We start from the raw sequence: 15,659 nt of genomic DNA, 5'->3' as shown, positions 1-15,659 counted from the left end.
TAACAGATAACTATGTCGCGAGATAAAAAATAATTATGGACTGGTTAGTTCTTGGGCCAGAAATGCTGGCCGTGCTGTTTTTTGTCGGAGCGCTGGCAGGGTTTATTGATTCGATTGCGGGCGGGGGCGGTTTATTGACGATCCCAGCCTTGCTGGCGGCGGGGTTATCCCCGGCGCAGGCGCTGGCAACGAATAAACTTCAGGCCGTTGGTGGATCCTTTTCCGCTAGCCTGTATTTCATCCGCCGTCGCGCGGTGAATTTGGGCGAGCAGAAGCTGGCGATTGCGCTGACGTTTGTCGGCTCGACCTTTGGTGCCTGGCTGATCCAGCAGATCAATGCTGATTTTCTACGCCAACTGCTGCCAGTGCTGATTATTGGCATCGGTCTCTACTTTTTATTAACGCCTAAAATCGGTGATGAAGATCGGCAGCGTCGCCTGTCGCCAGTTCCGTTTGCGATTGTGGCAGGCTGTTGTGTCGGTTTTTATGACGGTTTCTTCGGCCCCGGTGCCGGATCGTTTTACGCGCTGGCCTTTGTCACCCTGTATGGCTTCAATCTGGCAAAAGCGACGGCGCATGCCAAAATCCTGAACTTTACCTCCAACTTCGGCGGGCTGCTGTTTTTCATGCTCAGCGGAAAAGTGGTCTGGGTGGTCGGGGGCGTCATGCTGATCGGGCAGATCCTCGGTGCGCGGCTGGGGGCCAAAATGGTAATGACGAAAGGGCAAAAGCTGATTCGTCCGATGCTGGTGCTGGTTTCCGCCATCATGAGCGGCAAGCTGATTTACGACAGCCACGGGCACGAGATTGCTGTTTGGCTGGGACAGTTTTTATAACAACAAATTATGATAACAACAGATAACATGACTACGACGCACCACTATCAACAACTGATTGATATTTTTAATGATTGCTTTGGCGATGAATACAATACCCGTCTGGTAAAAGGCGACGATGAGCCGATTTATCTGCCAGCGGATGATGACATTCCGTATCACCGGATTGTGTTTGCCCACGGTTTTTATGCCAGCGCGCTACACGAGATTTCTCACTGGTGCATTGCGGGTGCCCAGCGGCGCTTGCAGGTCGATTTCGGCTACTGGTACTGCCCGGATGGCCGCGATGCCTCTACTCAAAGTCAGTTTGAGGTGGTGGAAATCAAACCGCAGGCCTTTGATTGGCTGTTCTGTGTCGCCGCAGGCTTTCCGTTTAACGTCAGCTGCGACAACCTGAACGGCGACTGCGAGCCGGACCGTATTGATTTCCAGCGGCGTGTGCATGCACAGGTGATGCAATATCTGGAAGAAGGGATTCCCGCGCGTCCGGCCAGCTTTATTCGTGCATTACAATCGTTTTACAATACGCCACCGCTGACGGCGGCGAGCTTCCCGTATCCAGCCGATCTGTGATGCGCGGAACCGCAAAAAATTTGAGGATAAGAAATGATCGCAGAATTTGAAACGCGCATTCTGGCGCTGATTGATGACATGGTAGAGCATGCCAGCGACGATGAACTGTTTGCCGGCGGCTATTTGCGTGGTCATCTGACGGTGTCGGTGGCAGAAGCGGAAGAGCATGGAGAACACACGCTTGAAGCACTGCATCTGCGCGTTAGCGACAGCATTAATAACGCCATCAAAAACGGTGAGCTGTCACCACCGGATCAGATACTGGTTAACGGGATGTGGGAACGCCTGTATCCAGCAGGCGCAGAATAGTACGCACTAGCTTGGATTGTTTAGAATGAGTTTAGCCGAACTCGTTATGACCGTTCCCTACTCACTGTCTCTCAGTTACATTCCTATGCAGACTCAGAGATAGTTTCGTGCGCCACACTGCTGCTATTCATATGCGATACCGTATACGCGCCCGACGCATGGCGCTCAGTCGCCGCCGCCCTGCGAACCCAGGCTCCCGGCTAAATTATGCCGCTTCGCGGTGCCATCGGTGTTCATGACCGCTAATCGAGCCGCCAGTGACGCGTTCCCGACGCGGTACTGGCTTTCGCGGCGTCTTGCCGCTCACTCGGCGGTCAAGCTCACCGCTGCATAATTTTTTAAGCCGGATTCTGGCAAAAACCATTACAAGTCGTGGCATTTGTGCACAAGAGGCCGTTTGTCGGTGAAGAGATAGTTTATTAATCCTGAACTACAGGTTTACCTTTCAGCAGTTTTCTTATCCAGAAACGATTTGGGTTGAGTGCGGCGAGCGTATCGCGGTCCAGCGGCAGCGGTTCGCCATACATCTGTGAGGCCAAAATTTCTGCTGCGAGTGGAGCAGAGCACAGGCCGCGTGAGCCTAACGCACCGATAATAAAAAGATCCTGCCAATAGGGAGCGCTTGGCACCGCGTTGGCACGGTGCTGAGGGTGCAGTCGATCTTCATACTCGGCCAGCGTTTGTTCATAGTCCGGTACCGCGCCTAATAGCGGCAGATGATCGCGTAGCGCACAGCGGACGCCCTGACGTGCCTGCGCATCGCTGACATCGATCGTTTTCGCCCAGTCTGCGTCAGGCAAACAATTCAGCAGCCGTTGGCGGTTGTCTTGCTGCTCGTCTTCCCGATAATCACAGTGTGTTTCACCCCGTAAATAGCTCGCCCCGATGCAGTGCGTCTGATGTTGCGGACTCACCGGTGTCAGGTAGCCGTCGTAGCACAAAACCTGTTTGAGCTGACCTAGCACCGGGTTGGTTGGAATATGGCTGACCTGTCCGCGCACGGCGTAAGCGGGTAAATGGGAGGTCTGTGGCCAGTCGGTAATGTGATGACCGTTTGCCAGCACCACGACTGCATGATTTACCCGCTGGCCGGTGCTCAGGGTGAGTGCCCAGCCGCCGTCCGTTTTCTCTAATGCGGAAACGGCGGTACTCATCTGTACCGACAGGCCGTTCTGCTCTGCCAGCTTTAGCGCAGAAGCCGTCAGTTCTGCCGGGCACAACCAGCCGCCGTCAGGATAAGTGATGCCGTTTACGCCTATATTCAGGCCGCTGTGACTTTCCAACTGCTGTGCATCCACGCTGACGACCAGCGCTTCCGGCCATTCGCCTTGCAGAATCTGTTCGATTTTACGCGCACTTTTTTCATCCCAGGCGAGCTGGCTGACGCCGCACCACTGATGCTCAAACTCCAAACCCTGTTGTGCCAGCGCGGTATAGCTGCGGTGGGCAAAGTCAAACGCGAGGGAGAAAAAGCGGGACACGGCATCGTGCCGGTTATTCAGCAGAGGGTACAGCGCCCCCTGACGATTGCCGGATGCGCCCGTGGCAGGCCGTTCCTCCGCGCAGTAGAGCGTGACGTTTGCCCCGCGCCGTTGCAGCGCCAGTGCGGTGAGCACGCTGGCGATGCCGCCGCCAATAATCGCAATATCGTCAGTCGTGCTGGCGGCGGGGCGTGCATACCACGGCGTTGGCGACGTGACGGGAAGCGCGTCAGGAAGGATGCCGCTCAGCATTTCCCGTTTCTGCCCGAATCCTTTGATTTTACTGACCTGAAACCCCGCCTGTTGCAGGCCGCGGCGCACAAAGCCTGCGGCGGTAAAGGTGGCGAACGTGCCTTCTTTACGGCACAGACGAGCCATTGCCTGAAACAGATTATCCGTCCACATATCCGGGTTCTTGGAAGGCGCGAAGCCGTCCAAAAACCAGGCGTCGACCTGATGGTTCTGGGTATCATCCAGTTCAGGCAGTAAGACGTTAACGTCACCGAACCACAGATCGAGCGTGATAGTGCCTTGTGCCAGAATCAGTCGATGGCAGCCCGGCAGCGGTAGCGGCCATTGCTCTCGCAGTTCATCCGCGAAGGCGGCCAGCTCCGGCCACTGTGCGTGCGCGGCAGCCAAATCATGCCGACGCAGAGGGAATTTCTCGAAGCTAATGAAATGCAGGTGGCGCAATGTCGCCTGTGGTTGCTGTTGACGAAAGTCGGCAAACGCCTGCCACAGCGTCAGAAAATTCAGACCCGTACCGAAGCCGGTTTCTGCTATCACGCAGGCTGCGCGCGGGTGCGTGGCGAAACGCTCAGGAAACTGATTACCCTTTAAAAACACATAACGGGTTTCTGCCAACCCATCCTGATTCGAAAAATAGACGTCATCAAACTGTTGCGATACAGGTGTACCCTGAGCGTTCCAACTTAACGACGCGTGTTGGATGGGGAGGTTGGTCACGACAAAAAGCTCATTATTCAAGTGATGGTGAGATTCTATCGGGCTGAATATTGTGGCGCAAATTTAGCAATGATTTCGCGATAGTTTGGCTGATCGGACTTGTTCAGCTTACAACTGTACGCTAAAGTGCGAAGCGAAATCCCAAACTCTATAAGTGGAAGAAGAGGTATTAAATGAAACGTGCAGTGATTACTGGCCTGGGGATCGTATCAAGCATCGGTAATAACCAGCAGGAAGTTCTGGCATCATTGCGGGAAGGCCGCTCGGGTATTACTTTCTCTCAAGAGCTGAAAGATTCCGGCATGCGTAGTCACGTCTGGGGGAATGTCAAACTGGACACCACCGGCCTCATCGATCGCAAAATTGTGCGTTTTATGAGTGATGCATCGATCTATGCCTACTTATCCATGGAGCAGGCGATTCAAGATTCTGGGCTGTCTGATGAGGTTTATCAGAATAACCCACGCGTTGGCCTGATTGCCGGTTCCGGCGGTTCAGCGCGCTATCAGGTGTTCGGTGCTGATGCGATGCGTAGCCCGCGCGGCCTGAAAGCCGTTGGCCCTTATGTGGTAACCAAGTCCATGGGTTCTGCGGTATCCGCGTGTCTGGCAACGCCATTCAAAATTCACGGCGTGAACTACTCCATCAGCTCTGCCTGTGCGACTTCTGCACACTGTATCGGTAACGCGGTTGAGCAAATCCAGATGGGCAAACAGGACATCGTGTTCGCTGGTGGCGCGGAAGAGCTGTGCTGGGAACTGGCCTGTGAATTTGACGCGATGGGCGCACTGTCGACCAAATACAATGAGACACCAGAAAAAGCGTCCCGTACCTATGACGCCGGCCGCGATGGTTTCGTCATTGCAGGCGGTGGCGGTATGGTCGTCGTAGAAGAACTGGAACACGCACTGGCGCGTGGCGCACATATCTACGCGGAAGTGGTCGGCTACGGCGCGACGTCTGACGGCGCGGATATGGTTGCTCCATCAGGTGAAGGTGCCGTTCGTTGTATGAAGATGGCGATGCACGGTGTGGATACGCCGATCGATTACCTGAACTCTCACGGTACTTCTACGCCAGTTGGCGATGTGAAGGAACTGGGTGCGATTCGTGAAGTGTTTGGCGACAACTCGCCAGCTATTTCTGCGACCAAAGCGATGACCGGTCACTCTCTGGGCGCAGCTGGTGTGCAGGAAGCGATTTACTCACTGCTGATGCTGGAACACAGTTTCGTTGCACCGAGCATCAACGTGGAAAATCTGGATGAGCAGGCTGCTGGCCTGAACATCGTGACTGAACCGACGGAACGTAAACTGACTACGGTGATGTCTAACAGCTTCGGTTTCGGCGGTACGAATGCGACGCTGGTAATGAGAAAACTCGATAAATAATCGGTTTATCAGTCAAACGTTCTCATTGAAATGTTCTTATTGAAATAAAGAAAACCCCGCTGGCGCAAGCCGCGGGGTTTTTTGTTGGCGCGGATTTGGTTGATGATAGTCAGTCAGCGATAGTCATGAGCGGTATTGACGCTAGATCAATACCCAAAGCAGAAATGCAGCCACGCAGGTGCTGACAATCACCAGAAACATCGGTTTATGGAACAGGGATTGCCAACTGAGCGGCAGTGAAGCAATCAGCGGGTTAAACAGCGGATGCAGCAACTGTGAGGTCGTGGTCCAGTCCGTTTCCTGTGAACGCTGAATGCGCTGCGTAAACAGGAACGTCAGCAGATCGCTAACCTGCATCGGCGTCAGTGGAGTTTGTAATCCGATATTGAAGCGGTTCTGCGTGTAATCCATCAATAAGTGCTGTTCCTGCGCGGTCATGGGCTGTTGTAGCAGAGCCTGTAACGGCGCGAGATTCGGGGAAAGCAGTGTGTTCTGTGCTGGCAACTGCTGTGATGATAGATTCGCTGTGGACGACGGATTCACGTTAGTCGTATTGGTGGTGTTGGCTGTCAGCGGTTCTGACGCTGAGCCTGTTGTGCCCGCATTAGTCGGTGTTCCCTGCTGTTGCGCTGGCGGAGTGGCGCGCAGCAGCGTCTGCGTCTGTTGCAGCTCAACCTGTGCTTGCAGGAACTGCGTGATCAGCGGCAGATGCTTTAGCGGGATAGCGTCGCCCGGGCTAAGATTCTGCATCATCATCAGATTGTTCAGCACTCTTGCAGGCTGTTCCCCGGTCATGGTCGCTAAGCGGGTGACTAACTGATTCAGGCCGCGCTGTTCAGCAGGAGAAAGCGGACGATCGGGGGAGTTAGCGGCCTGAGCGGTTTGCGATGCTGTGGCTGATGCCGTTGACTGCGGGATTTGCCCGTTTTGCAGCAGCGTAACAACCTGGTGTAGCTGCGTTTTAGTCAACGCGCTTAGCGTGGTGCTACCGAACTGTTGCTGGATGAAATTGCTGACCGCCTGACGGTTATTTCCCTGAGACAGCATATCAGTCAGACGCTGAAGGAGCTGCTGACGTCCACCGCTATCTTGTGCCTGCGTTAAACGCGTCTGGAGTATCTGCTCGGCAGGCTGGTAATGGCGGGACAGCAGTTCATTATTTTCTGCCAGCCCTAATCCCTGTTTTACCGTTGTCCAGACTTCCGCTGCCTTTGACGTTGTCAGTGCGGCAACTCTAAGTACCAGATTTTCCAGCGTTGTGCGCTGCGCCAGCGTCAGCGGTCGATCGCCGTTGGCGGAACCACCTGCTGCATTAGCGGATGATGTAGAGGTTGACGATGTGGTGGTCGGCGTAACCGAACGTTCGCCGGGCAGCGGGGCACCTGGGCCACTTACAGGTTGCATATCGGTTATCCTCACTGCCGTCATGATTGAGATGAATCATAGCAATCTCCCGTGACGGCCGATAGTCAGACGTCGCCTAAAACGGCACTAATCTTATGGGGGGCTTATGAGCTACGCCCTAGTGGGATGCGCAAGCGCTGGGCGAGGATCACGCCGAGTAGCGTAATGCCCCCGCCAACCAGATGATAATGATGTAACGGCTCGTGCAAAAAGCCAATGGCGATCATCGCCGTAAAGATCGGCGTCAGGTTCATAAAGATGGAGGCTTTGCTGGCTCCGAGGCGCATAACCCCCTGAATCCACAGAAAAGGTGCAAGGATTGAGGCCATGATGCCAGCGAAAATTACCAGCGGCAGATTTTCGGCATTGAGCTGCACATTGTCCGTCAGCAGGAAATTTGGAATCAGCACGACTACGCCAAAGGCAATTTGCACATAGAGCGACACCCAGTTGGGCAACGGAATGCTCCAGCGTTTGGTCAGCACGCCATAGAGCGCATAGGACAACGACGCACAAAACATCATGAATTCACCGGGGCCGATGCCCTGCGCCAGAATCTGTTCGGGATGTCCCTCACCGATCAGCCAGACAATCCCGACCAGCGACAGCAGGCTACCAAGCAGCACGCCCAATGTGGGAGCCAGGCGCAGCAGCGGAATGCTGAGCAGAACGGTGAGCAGCGGTACAAGTGACCCCATGATCCCCATCATTACGGCGCTGATCGAGTGCGCCGCGTAATAGGCCAGACTTTGGTACAACACCATGCCAAGCAGACCCAACACCAGCAGTTTCCAGGCGTGTTGACGAATGGTCGCCGCGTGCTGACGAAGCGTTGGCAGCATGAACGGCGTCATGACGAGGAACGCCAGCAGCCAGCGATAAAACGAGATAGCGGCTGGGTCAATAACGCTTGCAGAAAGCTTGTTGACGATGACGTTAATTGACCAGATCAGGACGGCAATGGTGGGAAAGAGGGCGTTCAACGTTGGGTTTCTCATAGCAGACCAGACGAAAAACGCACCAATTGCCAGTCTGGTCGATAAAAATGGGGCAAGTGCAGCAATGGCAAACAACATAACAGAGCCATGTGACGACTATCAACCTTGTATGGCGTCGGCTTTCTATGGCGACCATCTTATAAGATCCTCAGTGATGCGAACGGATGATGGAAAGAGATCGCCTCGTAATTGCCTTGGGTTTCTGCACCATTCGGTGGCAAAATATCTCCCCGCTTTTTTTTGGCTGGCTACCGATGTCGGAGAAGACAATGAAGATTCTGGTTGATGAGAATATGCCGTATGCCCGCGAGCTATTTAGCCGTTTGGGCGAAGTGCTGGCCGTGCCGGGACGTCCTTTGCCACGCGATCTGCTGGCAGACGCGGATGCGTTGATGGTGCGCTCGGTCACGAAGGTGAACGCGGATCTGCTGTCTGGTTCGGCGGTAAAATTTGTCGGCAGCGCGACGGCAGGCACCGACCATGTCGATGACACCTGGCTTAACGCCAACGGGATCGCGTTTTCTGCCGCCCCCGGCTGCAATGCTATTGCGGTAGTGGAGTACGTCTTTTCTTCTTTGCTGATGCTGGCCGAGCGTGATGGCTTCCAACTGCGTGATAAAACCGTAGGGATTGTTGGCGTGGGCAACGTTGGCAGACGTCTGGATGCACGTCTGAAAGCCTGGGGCGTTAACACACTGCTGTGCGATCCGCCGCGTGCCGATCGCGGTGAGGCGGGCGATTTTCTGCCGCTAGAAACGCTGGTGCGTGATGCCGACATTCTGACTCTGCATACGCCGCTGTATCTCGATGGCCCGTACCGTACTCATCATCTGGTTGATGCCGCTGTACTGAACGCGTTTGCGGACGGACGTATTCTGATTAACGCCTGCCGTGGTCCGGTGGTGGACAACGCTGCTCTGCTTGAGGCGCTACAACAGGGTAAAAAACTCAGCGTCATTCTTGACGTATGGGAGCCAGAACCTGCGTTATCGACCGATCTGCTGGCGCGAGTAGACATTGGCACGGCGCATATCGCTGGCTATACGCTGGAAGGGAAAGCGCGCGGCACCACGCAGGTATTTGAGGCGTGGAGCGAGTTTATCGGAACCCCGCAGCAGGTGGCGCTTTCGTCGCTGTTGCCTGCACCAGAGTATGCCGAAGTGACATTGAGCGTACCGCTGGATGAGGCGTTGCTAAAACGTCTGGTGCATCTGGTGTATGATGTGCGCCGGGACGATGCACTGTTGCGCCACGTTGCGCATCAGGAAGGCGAATTCGATCGCCTGCGCAAACATTATCAGGAACGACGCGAATGGTCGTCACTCCATGTTATCTGCGCCGATGCTGATAGCGCAGATTGCCTGAATGCGCTGGGATTCACGGCGTCAGTGCGGGATGCACGTTAACGGAGCACCGCTGAGGTTCTTCGCTGACGGATGCGCCGCATAAGCATACTATTTATTCATTAATAGACAGTTATTTATTCATGAACTGACAGACGGTGTCGCTATCGTCTGTCGGTTCCATTCATGATTTGTGTTTCATTCAAAATTTGGGAGAGAACCAAATGTCTGACGGCTGGAATATTGCTCTGCTGGGCGCAACGGGCGCAGTAGGCACGGCGTTACTGGAATTATTGCAGGAACGCGAATTCCCGGTGGGTGAATTCTATCCGCTGGCCAGTGAACGTAGCGCGGGTGAAACCATACGTTTTAACGGCAAATCTTGCCTGGTCACCGATGTGGCGGATTTTGACTGGTCACAGGCGCAGCTGGCGTTTTTTGTCGCCGGTCAGGATGTCAGCGCCCGTTATGCGGAAGAGGCGGGGGACGCGGGCTGTCTGGTTATCGACAGCAGCGGTCTGTTTGCGCTGGAGCCGGATGTTCCGCTGGTGGTGCCCGGCGTGAATACGCATACGCTGGCAGACTATCGTAACCGCAATATTGTCGCGGTGGCCGACAGCCTGACCAGCCAACTACTGACGGCGATTAAGCCGTTGACCGATGCAGCAGGGCTCTCGCGCCTGCATGTCGTCAATATGCTGTCCGTTTCCGCACTCGGTAAAGCGGCGATAGACGATCTGGCAGGACAAAGTGCGCGTCTGCTGAACGGTGTTCCGCCTGAAGCCGGACTTTTCCCGAAACAATTGGCATTCAATCTGTTGCCTTTACTGCCCGATGATGCAGGCAGCGTGCGCGAAGAGCGCGGTCTGGTCGATCAGGTGCGTAAAGTCTTGCAGGATGACGGATTGCCGATTTCAGTGACCTGCATTCAATCCCCTGTGTTCTATGGTCACGCGCAGGTTGTTCATCTTGAATCACTGCGTCCGCTGTCTGCGGAAGAAGCGCGCGATGAACTACTCAATGCAGGGAATATTGAGGTAAGCGACGAGCAGGATTATCCGACGCAGGTTGGTGATGCGTCCGGTAATGGGCAACTGAGCGTCGGCTGTCTGCGTAATGATTACGGTATTCCTGAACTGCTGCAATTCTGGTCGGTCGCCGATAACGCTCGCTTTGGCGGCGCGCTGATGGCCGTGGAAACGGCAGAATGTCTGGTGCAGGAGTATCTCGGGTAATGTCGGAAACCACTCAGGCAGAGGCTATTCAGGCCGATGCCGCTGCGGAAAACGAACGCGCCCCGCTGAAAATCGCGCTAGGTATTGAGTACGACGGTAGCCTCTATTATGGCTGGCAGCGTCAGATTGATGTCGCTAGCGTACAGGCCTGTCTTGAAAAGGCGCTGAGCAAAGTCGCGGATGAGCCGATAGAGGTGTTTTGCGCCGGGCGAACCGATGCTGGCGTTCACGGCACCGGGCAGGTTGTGCATTTCACCACGCACGCGATCCGAAAAGACGCCGCCTGGACGATGGGCGTGAATGCAAATTTACCGCCGGATATCGCGGTGCGCTGGGTGAAAACGGTAGATGAGGATTTCCATGCGCGCTTCAGCGCCACGGCACGTCGCTACCGCTATGTCATCTACAATCACCGCTATCGTCCTGCGGTGCTTTCGCGCGGTATGACGCACTTTTATCACCCGTTAGACGTGGAACGCATGGAGCGAGCCGGGCAATGCCTGTTGGGGGAGAATGATTTTACCTCTTTTCGTGCAGTGCAGTGCCAGTCGCGCACGCCGTGGCGCTATGTAAATCATTTAAAGGTTACACGTCACGGTGACTATATCGTGGTAGATATTAAGGCCAATGCGTTCGTGCATCATATGGTGCGTAATATCGTTGGCAGCCTGATGGACGTCGGCTGTGGCAATCGTCCTGAGTCGTGGATTGCCGAGCTGCTGGCAGCCAAAGATCGTACGCTGGCTGGCGCAACGGCCAGAGCCGAAGGGCTGTATTTGGTGGCGGTAGATTATCCTGCGCGTTTTGCTTTGCCGCAGCCTGCGATGGGGCCGCTCTTTTTAGCTGATTGACGTTTTTGATTGTAGCGAGTGCGCTTTTTACCTGTTGCACGCTGCCAGATGGCCGTAGGCCAAAAGGCAGGGTGCGATGCGTATTAAGGACGAGGCTATTCAGCGTGCTATACGCAAGGCAACACGGGTAGCGCTGCTGCCTTGCGTATATCGACCGCGTGCGTTCGATAGACACTTTGGGAGAAGAAGTTGTGATGGAATTTATACAGTTTATTATTGATTTTATTCTGCACATTGACGTTCACCTGGCGGAACTGGTGGCGCAATATGGTGTCTGGGTTTATGCCATTTTGTTCCTGATTCTGTTCTGTGAGACCGGGCTGGTGGTGACGCCGTTTCTGCCGGGAGATTCGCTGCTGTTTGTCGCCGGGGCGCTGGCGGCGTTGCCGTCGAACGATCTGAATGTACATACGATGGTGGTCCTGATGATCGTCGCCGCGATTACGGGCGATGCAGTGAACTACACTATTGGACGACTGTTCGGTGAGAAGCTGTTTAGCAACCCGAACTCAAAGATTTTCCGCCGCAGCTATCTGGATAAAACGCATGCGTTTTACGCGCGTCACGGTGGCAAGACGATAATTCTGGCGCGCTTTGTCCCGATTGTGAGAACATTTGCGCCGTTTGTCGCCGGGATGGGGCACATGAGCTATCGGCATTTTGCGGCCTATAATGTCATTGGTGCGCTGCTGTGGGTGTTGTCATTCACCTATGCGGGCTACCTGTTTGGCGATTTGCCGGTGGTGCAGGAAAATCTGAAATTACTGATTGTTGCGATTATTTTCCTCTCTATCCTGCCGGGCATTATTGAGATTGCCCGCCATCGTAGAGCGGCCTCGCGCGGCAATGTAAAATAAGTGAAGTATTTTAACATCCGGTTTGACCAGTTTTTTATCCACAGTACCGGAACGTTATGGTTTAATGGGCAGCATTTATGGTCTGTTCTTGGGAACACCCTTGGTGCCGATGCCTTTGTACCGCGATTGTCGTGCGTCTCAGGCATTTTTTCATTGGCAATGTTGTCAGGGAATAACATGAACAGCGGACTGGCATTTGCCAGGTTCAAGCAGAAAGGTTATCAATGAGCTGGATTGAACGAATTCTTAACAAAAGCAACATCACACCGACCCGTAAAGCGAACATCCCTGAAGGGGTCTGGACAAAATGTGATAGCTGCGGTCAGGTTCTTTATCGTGCCGAGCTGGAACGTAACCTGGGGGTCTGCCCGAAGTGCGATCACCATATGCGTCTTTCCGCACGTAACCGTCTACAGGCGTTTCTGGATAAAGAAAGCACTGTTGAGCTGGGAAGCGAACTGGAGCCGAAGGATGTCCTGAAATTCCGGGACTCTAAAAAATATAAAGATCGTCTGGTTTCTGCGCAGAAACAGTCCGATGAGAAAGATGCGCTGATCGTCATGAAAGGCACGCTGTACGGCATGCCTGTTGTGGCGGCATCGTTTGAGTTCTCTTTCATGGGCGGCTCAATGGCGTCTGTTGTGGGCGCGCGTTTTGTGCGTGCTGTTGAGCAAGCATTGGAAGACGGCTGCCCGCTGGTGTGCTTCTCTGCCAGTGGCGGTGCGCGTATGCAGGAAGCGCTGATGTCGCTGATGCAAATGGCGAAAACCAGTGCGGCGTTGGCAAAACTGCGTGAGCGCGGCTTGCCTTATATCTCCGTGCTGACTGACCCGACGATGGGCGGTGTTTCCGCGAGTCTGGCGATGCTGGGCGACCTGAACATTGCCGAGCCGAAAGCGCTGATCGGTTTTGCCGGCCCACGCGTTATCGAACAAACCGTGCGTGAAAAACTGCCGCCGGGCTTCCAGCGCAGTGAGTTCCTGATTGAGAAAGGGGCGATCGATATGATCGTTCGTCGTCCGGAAATGCGCTACAAGCTGGCCACGATTCTTGCCAAGCTGACGAACCATCCAGAACCGGGCAACGATGACGTGGAAATCCGCAGCGATGCGCCGTCTGAATCATCACAGGATGACGCATAATTGACATGATGGGCAGGACGTGTGGTGCTCGACCACGTCGTTCTCGACCGAGTAGCAATGCACGCTCTGCCCGCAATGAACCGTAAGCTAGTGAACGGGACTCATGGATACTCTTCAAATACCCCAAGCCACGTCACCTTTGGTCACGTGGCTTCATTATCTTGAGCACCTGCACGCTCAGGCCATTGATTTAGGCCTGGAGCGCGTTAAGCAGGTTGCCGAACATCTTCAACTGCTCCAGCCTGCCGCCACGATTTTCACCGTCGCGGGGACAAACGGCAAAGGAACGACCTGCTGTACGCTGGAATCCATTCTGTTAGCCGCTGGTCTGCGAGTGGGCGTGTACAGTTCTCCCCATCTTGTTCGCTATACCGAGCGAGTGCGTATTCAAGGCAAAGAATTGCCTGAAGCGCTGCATACGCAGGCGTTTGCGGATATCGAAGCAGGGAGAGGGGCAGTATCGCTCACTTATTTTGAATTCGGTACGCTGTCGGCGCTGCAACTCTTCAAGCAGGCGAATCTGGATGTCGTCATTCTGGAAGTCGGGCTAGGTGGGCGTCTGGATGCCACCAATATTGTGGATGCGGATGTCTCCGTGGTAACCAGTATTGCTATCGACCATACCGATTGGTTAGGCAACGATCGGGAAAGCATTGGCCGCGAGAAAGCCGGGATCTTCCGACAGGGTAGACCTGCCGTTGTTGGTGAACCGGATATGCCGGGAACGATTGCCGACGTTGCCGCTGAGAAAGGCGCGCAGCTGCGCTGTCGTGGTCGCGACTGGGAGTATTCCATGCAGCGTGAGACGTGGAGCTGGCAGGATAAACAGCGCGAGCTGTCACGGCTGCCGTTACCCAACGTCCCGTTAGCCAATGCCGCTACGGCACTGGCTGCATTGCACTATTCTTCACTCAACGTGAGTGAAGAGGCCATTCGACAAGGTTTGCAGCACGCCGCATTACCCGGCCGTTTTCAGACCGTGCAGGAGTCACCGCGGTTGATTCTTGATGTGGCACACAACCCGCATGCGGCGGCATATCTGGCAAACCGTTTGGCTGCTCTGCCTAAGCGCGGAAAAGTGCGAGCCGTCGTCGGCATGCTGTCGGATAAAGACATTGCCGGTACGCTGGCTCACTTAACGCCGTTGGTGGATGCGTGGTATTGCGCACCGCTGGAAGGGCCGCGTGGTGCCACGGCGCAGCAGATTGCTGAGCACCTGACGCACAGCCAATCGTTCTCCGATGTTGTTGCCGCATGGCAGCAAGCAATGTCCGAGGCGACGGAGCAGGATATCGTCATTGTGTGTGGATCTTTTCATACGGTAGCGCATGTGATGGAAGCGCTGGATGAGGAGAAGGCGAATGGCGAGTAAATTTCAGAATCGACTGGTCGGTACGGTTATTCTGGTCGCGCTGGGCGTGATCGTTTTACCCGGCCTGTTGGACGGCAAGAAAAAGCACTACGAAGACGAGTTTGCATCGATTCCACTGATCCCTAAACCGGGTGACAGCAATGAGATGGAAGCGCTGCCTGCGCTGAACCCGTCGCTGCCGAGTCAGCCGCCGGAAGGGGCGGAAGCGGCGATGCAAAACAGTGCGGAAGCTGAGGCCGCTGAAGCGAGATCGTCTGCATCATCTACAACGACAGCACCTGAAACCACTACGCAGACGCCGTCATCGTCCCATTCTGGCACGAATACGCCAGCCATGACGGCACCGCCAGTGGTGGTTGAGCGTCCGCCGGTTCAGACGCCAGCGCCGGTGACGCCGAAGCCTCAGCCAAAGCCTGAGGTGAAGCCAGAAGTGAAACCGAAGCCTGAGCCTAAACCGGAACCCAAACCGGAAGTGAAGCCTGAAACGCAGCCGACGCAGCAAGCGCCTGTCGGACAAGCCTATATTGTGCAGCTTGGGGCACTGAAAAATGCGGATAAGGTGAACGAGATTGTCGCCAAGCTTCGTCTCTCTGGCTACCGCGCGTATACCGTGCCATCAACGCCGGTTTCAGGCGAGATCACCCGCATTTACGTGGGGCCGGATGCATCGAAGCAGAAGTTGGAGTCTTCACTGGGCGAGCTTAAACAGCTCAGCGGGCTAAGCGGACAGGTGCGAGCACATTCCGTTCGTTAAGGTCGTCGAGCGTGATGATTACGTGACGGAGGGTTCGCCGTCGGCCACGTAAGTCAGCAAAAGCAGGCCGCGGGGATGAGGTTCACATCAGTGATACGTCGCCCCGCAGCCGTTTTAAGATGCCTGCTGTGAGTTTTGAGATGCCGA

General features: G+C 54.9%; 14 protein-coding genes. 11 read left to right on the top strand and 3 right to left on the bottom strand.

The features are described 5' to 3' along the window. Positions 1-35: 35 nt before the first annotated feature. From HP572_RS12865 to HP572_RS12855, 3 genes are read left to right on the top strand one after another with little or no spacing between them, the layout of a single operon-like run. On the top strand, positions 36-836 hold the full coding sequence (locus HP572_RS12865; RefSeq protein WP_240583399.1) for a sulfite exporter TauE/SafE family protein: 801 nt from the start codon (positions 36-38) through the stop codon (positions 834-836). Between the two features lie 27 nt (positions 837-863). Beyond that, positions 864-1,409: an elongation factor P hydroxylase gene (locus HP572_RS12860; RefSeq protein WP_010285076.1), complete on the top strand. Its 546-nt coding sequence runs from the start codon at positions 864-866 to the stop codon at positions 1,407-1,409. 33 nt (positions 1,410-1,442) lie between these two features. Further along, positions 1,443-1,718 carry a YfcL family protein gene (locus HP572_RS12855; RefSeq protein WP_240583398.1) on the top strand — a complete coding sequence of 92 codons (276 nt, stop codon included), beginning with the start codon at positions 1,443-1,445 and terminating at the stop codon, positions 1,716-1,718. Between the two features lie 419 nt (positions 1,719-2,137). On the opposite strand, the gene mnmC is transcribed toward HP572_RS12855, so the two are convergent. Further along, positions 2,138-4,165 (bottom strand): bifunctional tRNA (5-methylaminomethyl-2-thiouridine)(34)-methyltransferase MnmD/FAD-dependent 5-carboxymethylaminomethyl-2-thiouridine(34) oxidoreductase MnmC, encoded by a 2,028-nt coding sequence (gene mnmC, locus HP572_RS12850; RefSeq protein ID WP_240583397.1) that lies wholly within the window; start codon positions 4,163-4,165, stop codon positions 2,138-2,140. Between the two features lie 173 nt (positions 4,166-4,338). On the opposite strand from mnmC, the gene fabB reads away from it, so the two are divergent. Then, the gene (gene fabB, locus HP572_RS12845) at positions 4,339-5,556 is read left to right on the top strand and encodes a beta-ketoacyl-ACP synthase I (RefSeq protein ID WP_039284831.1); all 1,218 of its coding nucleotides are present in this window, start codon (positions 4,339-4,341) and stop codon (positions 5,554-5,556) included. 141 nt (positions 5,557-5,697) lie between these two features. On the opposite strand, the gene flk is transcribed toward fabB, so the two are convergent. Both flk and HP572_RS12835 read right to left on the bottom strand, forming a co-directional pair. Next, positions 5,698-6,960, bottom strand: coding sequence for a flagella biosynthesis regulator Flk (gene flk, locus HP572_RS12840; protein WP_240583396.1), 1,263 nt, complete (start codon positions 6,958-6,960; stop codon positions 5,698-5,700). A gap of 104 nt (positions 6,961-7,064) precedes the next feature. Then, entirely contained in the window at positions 7,065-8,036 is a 972-nt protein-coding gene (locus HP572_RS12835; protein WP_240583395.1) for a DMT family transporter, read from the bottom strand. 191 nt (positions 8,037-8,227) lie between these two features. Here HP572_RS12835 and pdxB point away from each other — a divergent pair, with 191 nt between their 5' ends. The 7 genes from pdxB (at position 8,228) to dedD (ending at position 15,512) form a co-directional block, all read left to right on the top strand. Beyond that, the gene (gene pdxB, locus HP572_RS12830; RefSeq protein ID WP_240583394.1) at positions 8,228-9,364 is read left to right on the top strand and encodes a 4-phosphoerythronate dehydrogenase PdxB; all 1,137 of its coding nucleotides are present in this window, start codon (positions 8,228-8,230) and stop codon (positions 9,362-9,364) included. A 161-nt stretch (positions 9,365-9,525) separates the two neighbouring features. After that, positions 9,526-10,536, top strand: a complete 1,011-nt coding sequence (locus HP572_RS12825) for an aspartate-semialdehyde dehydrogenase (RefSeq protein ID WP_014916047.1) — start codon at positions 9,526-9,528, stop codon at positions 10,534-10,536. Next, positions 10,536-11,387 (top strand): tRNA pseudouridine(38-40) synthase TruA, encoded by an 852-nt coding sequence (truA, locus tag HP572_RS12820; protein ID WP_240583393.1) that lies wholly within the window; start codon positions 10,536-10,538, stop codon positions 11,385-11,387. Before HP572_RS12825 ends, truA begins: the two co-directional genes overlap by 1 nt. 194 nt (positions 11,388-11,581) lie before the next feature. Continuing rightward, on the top strand, positions 11,582-12,244 hold the full coding sequence (locus tag HP572_RS12815; protein ID WP_240583392.1) for a DedA family protein: 663 nt from the start codon (positions 11,582-11,584) through the stop codon (positions 12,242-12,244). Between the two features lie 224 nt (positions 12,245-12,468). Further along, positions 12,469-13,386 (top strand): acetyl-CoA carboxylase, carboxyltransferase subunit beta, encoded by a 918-nt coding sequence (accD, locus tag HP572_RS12810; protein ID WP_240583391.1) that lies wholly within the window; start codon positions 12,469-12,471, stop codon positions 13,384-13,386. 103 nt (positions 13,387-13,489) lie between these two features. Then, positions 13,490-14,758 (top strand): bifunctional tetrahydrofolate synthase/dihydrofolate synthase, encoded by a 1,269-nt coding sequence (gene folC, locus HP572_RS12805; protein ID WP_240583390.1) that lies wholly within the window; start codon positions 13,490-13,492, stop codon positions 14,756-14,758. Continuing rightward, positions 14,748-15,512, top strand: a complete 765-nt coding sequence (gene dedD / locus HP572_RS12800) for a cell division protein DedD (protein ID WP_240583389.1) — start codon at positions 14,748-14,750, stop codon at positions 15,510-15,512. Before folC ends, dedD begins: the two co-directional genes overlap by 11 nt. Positions 15,513-15,659: the final 147 nt, after the last annotated feature.

Source organism: Pectobacterium sp. PL64, assembly GCF_022477975.1.
In the GTDB taxonomy this organism is placed as follows: Bacteria; Pseudomonadota; Gammaproteobacteria; order Enterobacterales; family Enterobacteriaceae; genus Pectobacterium; species Pectobacterium jejuense.
This window is presented reverse-complemented; position numbering and strand designations above follow the sequence as displayed.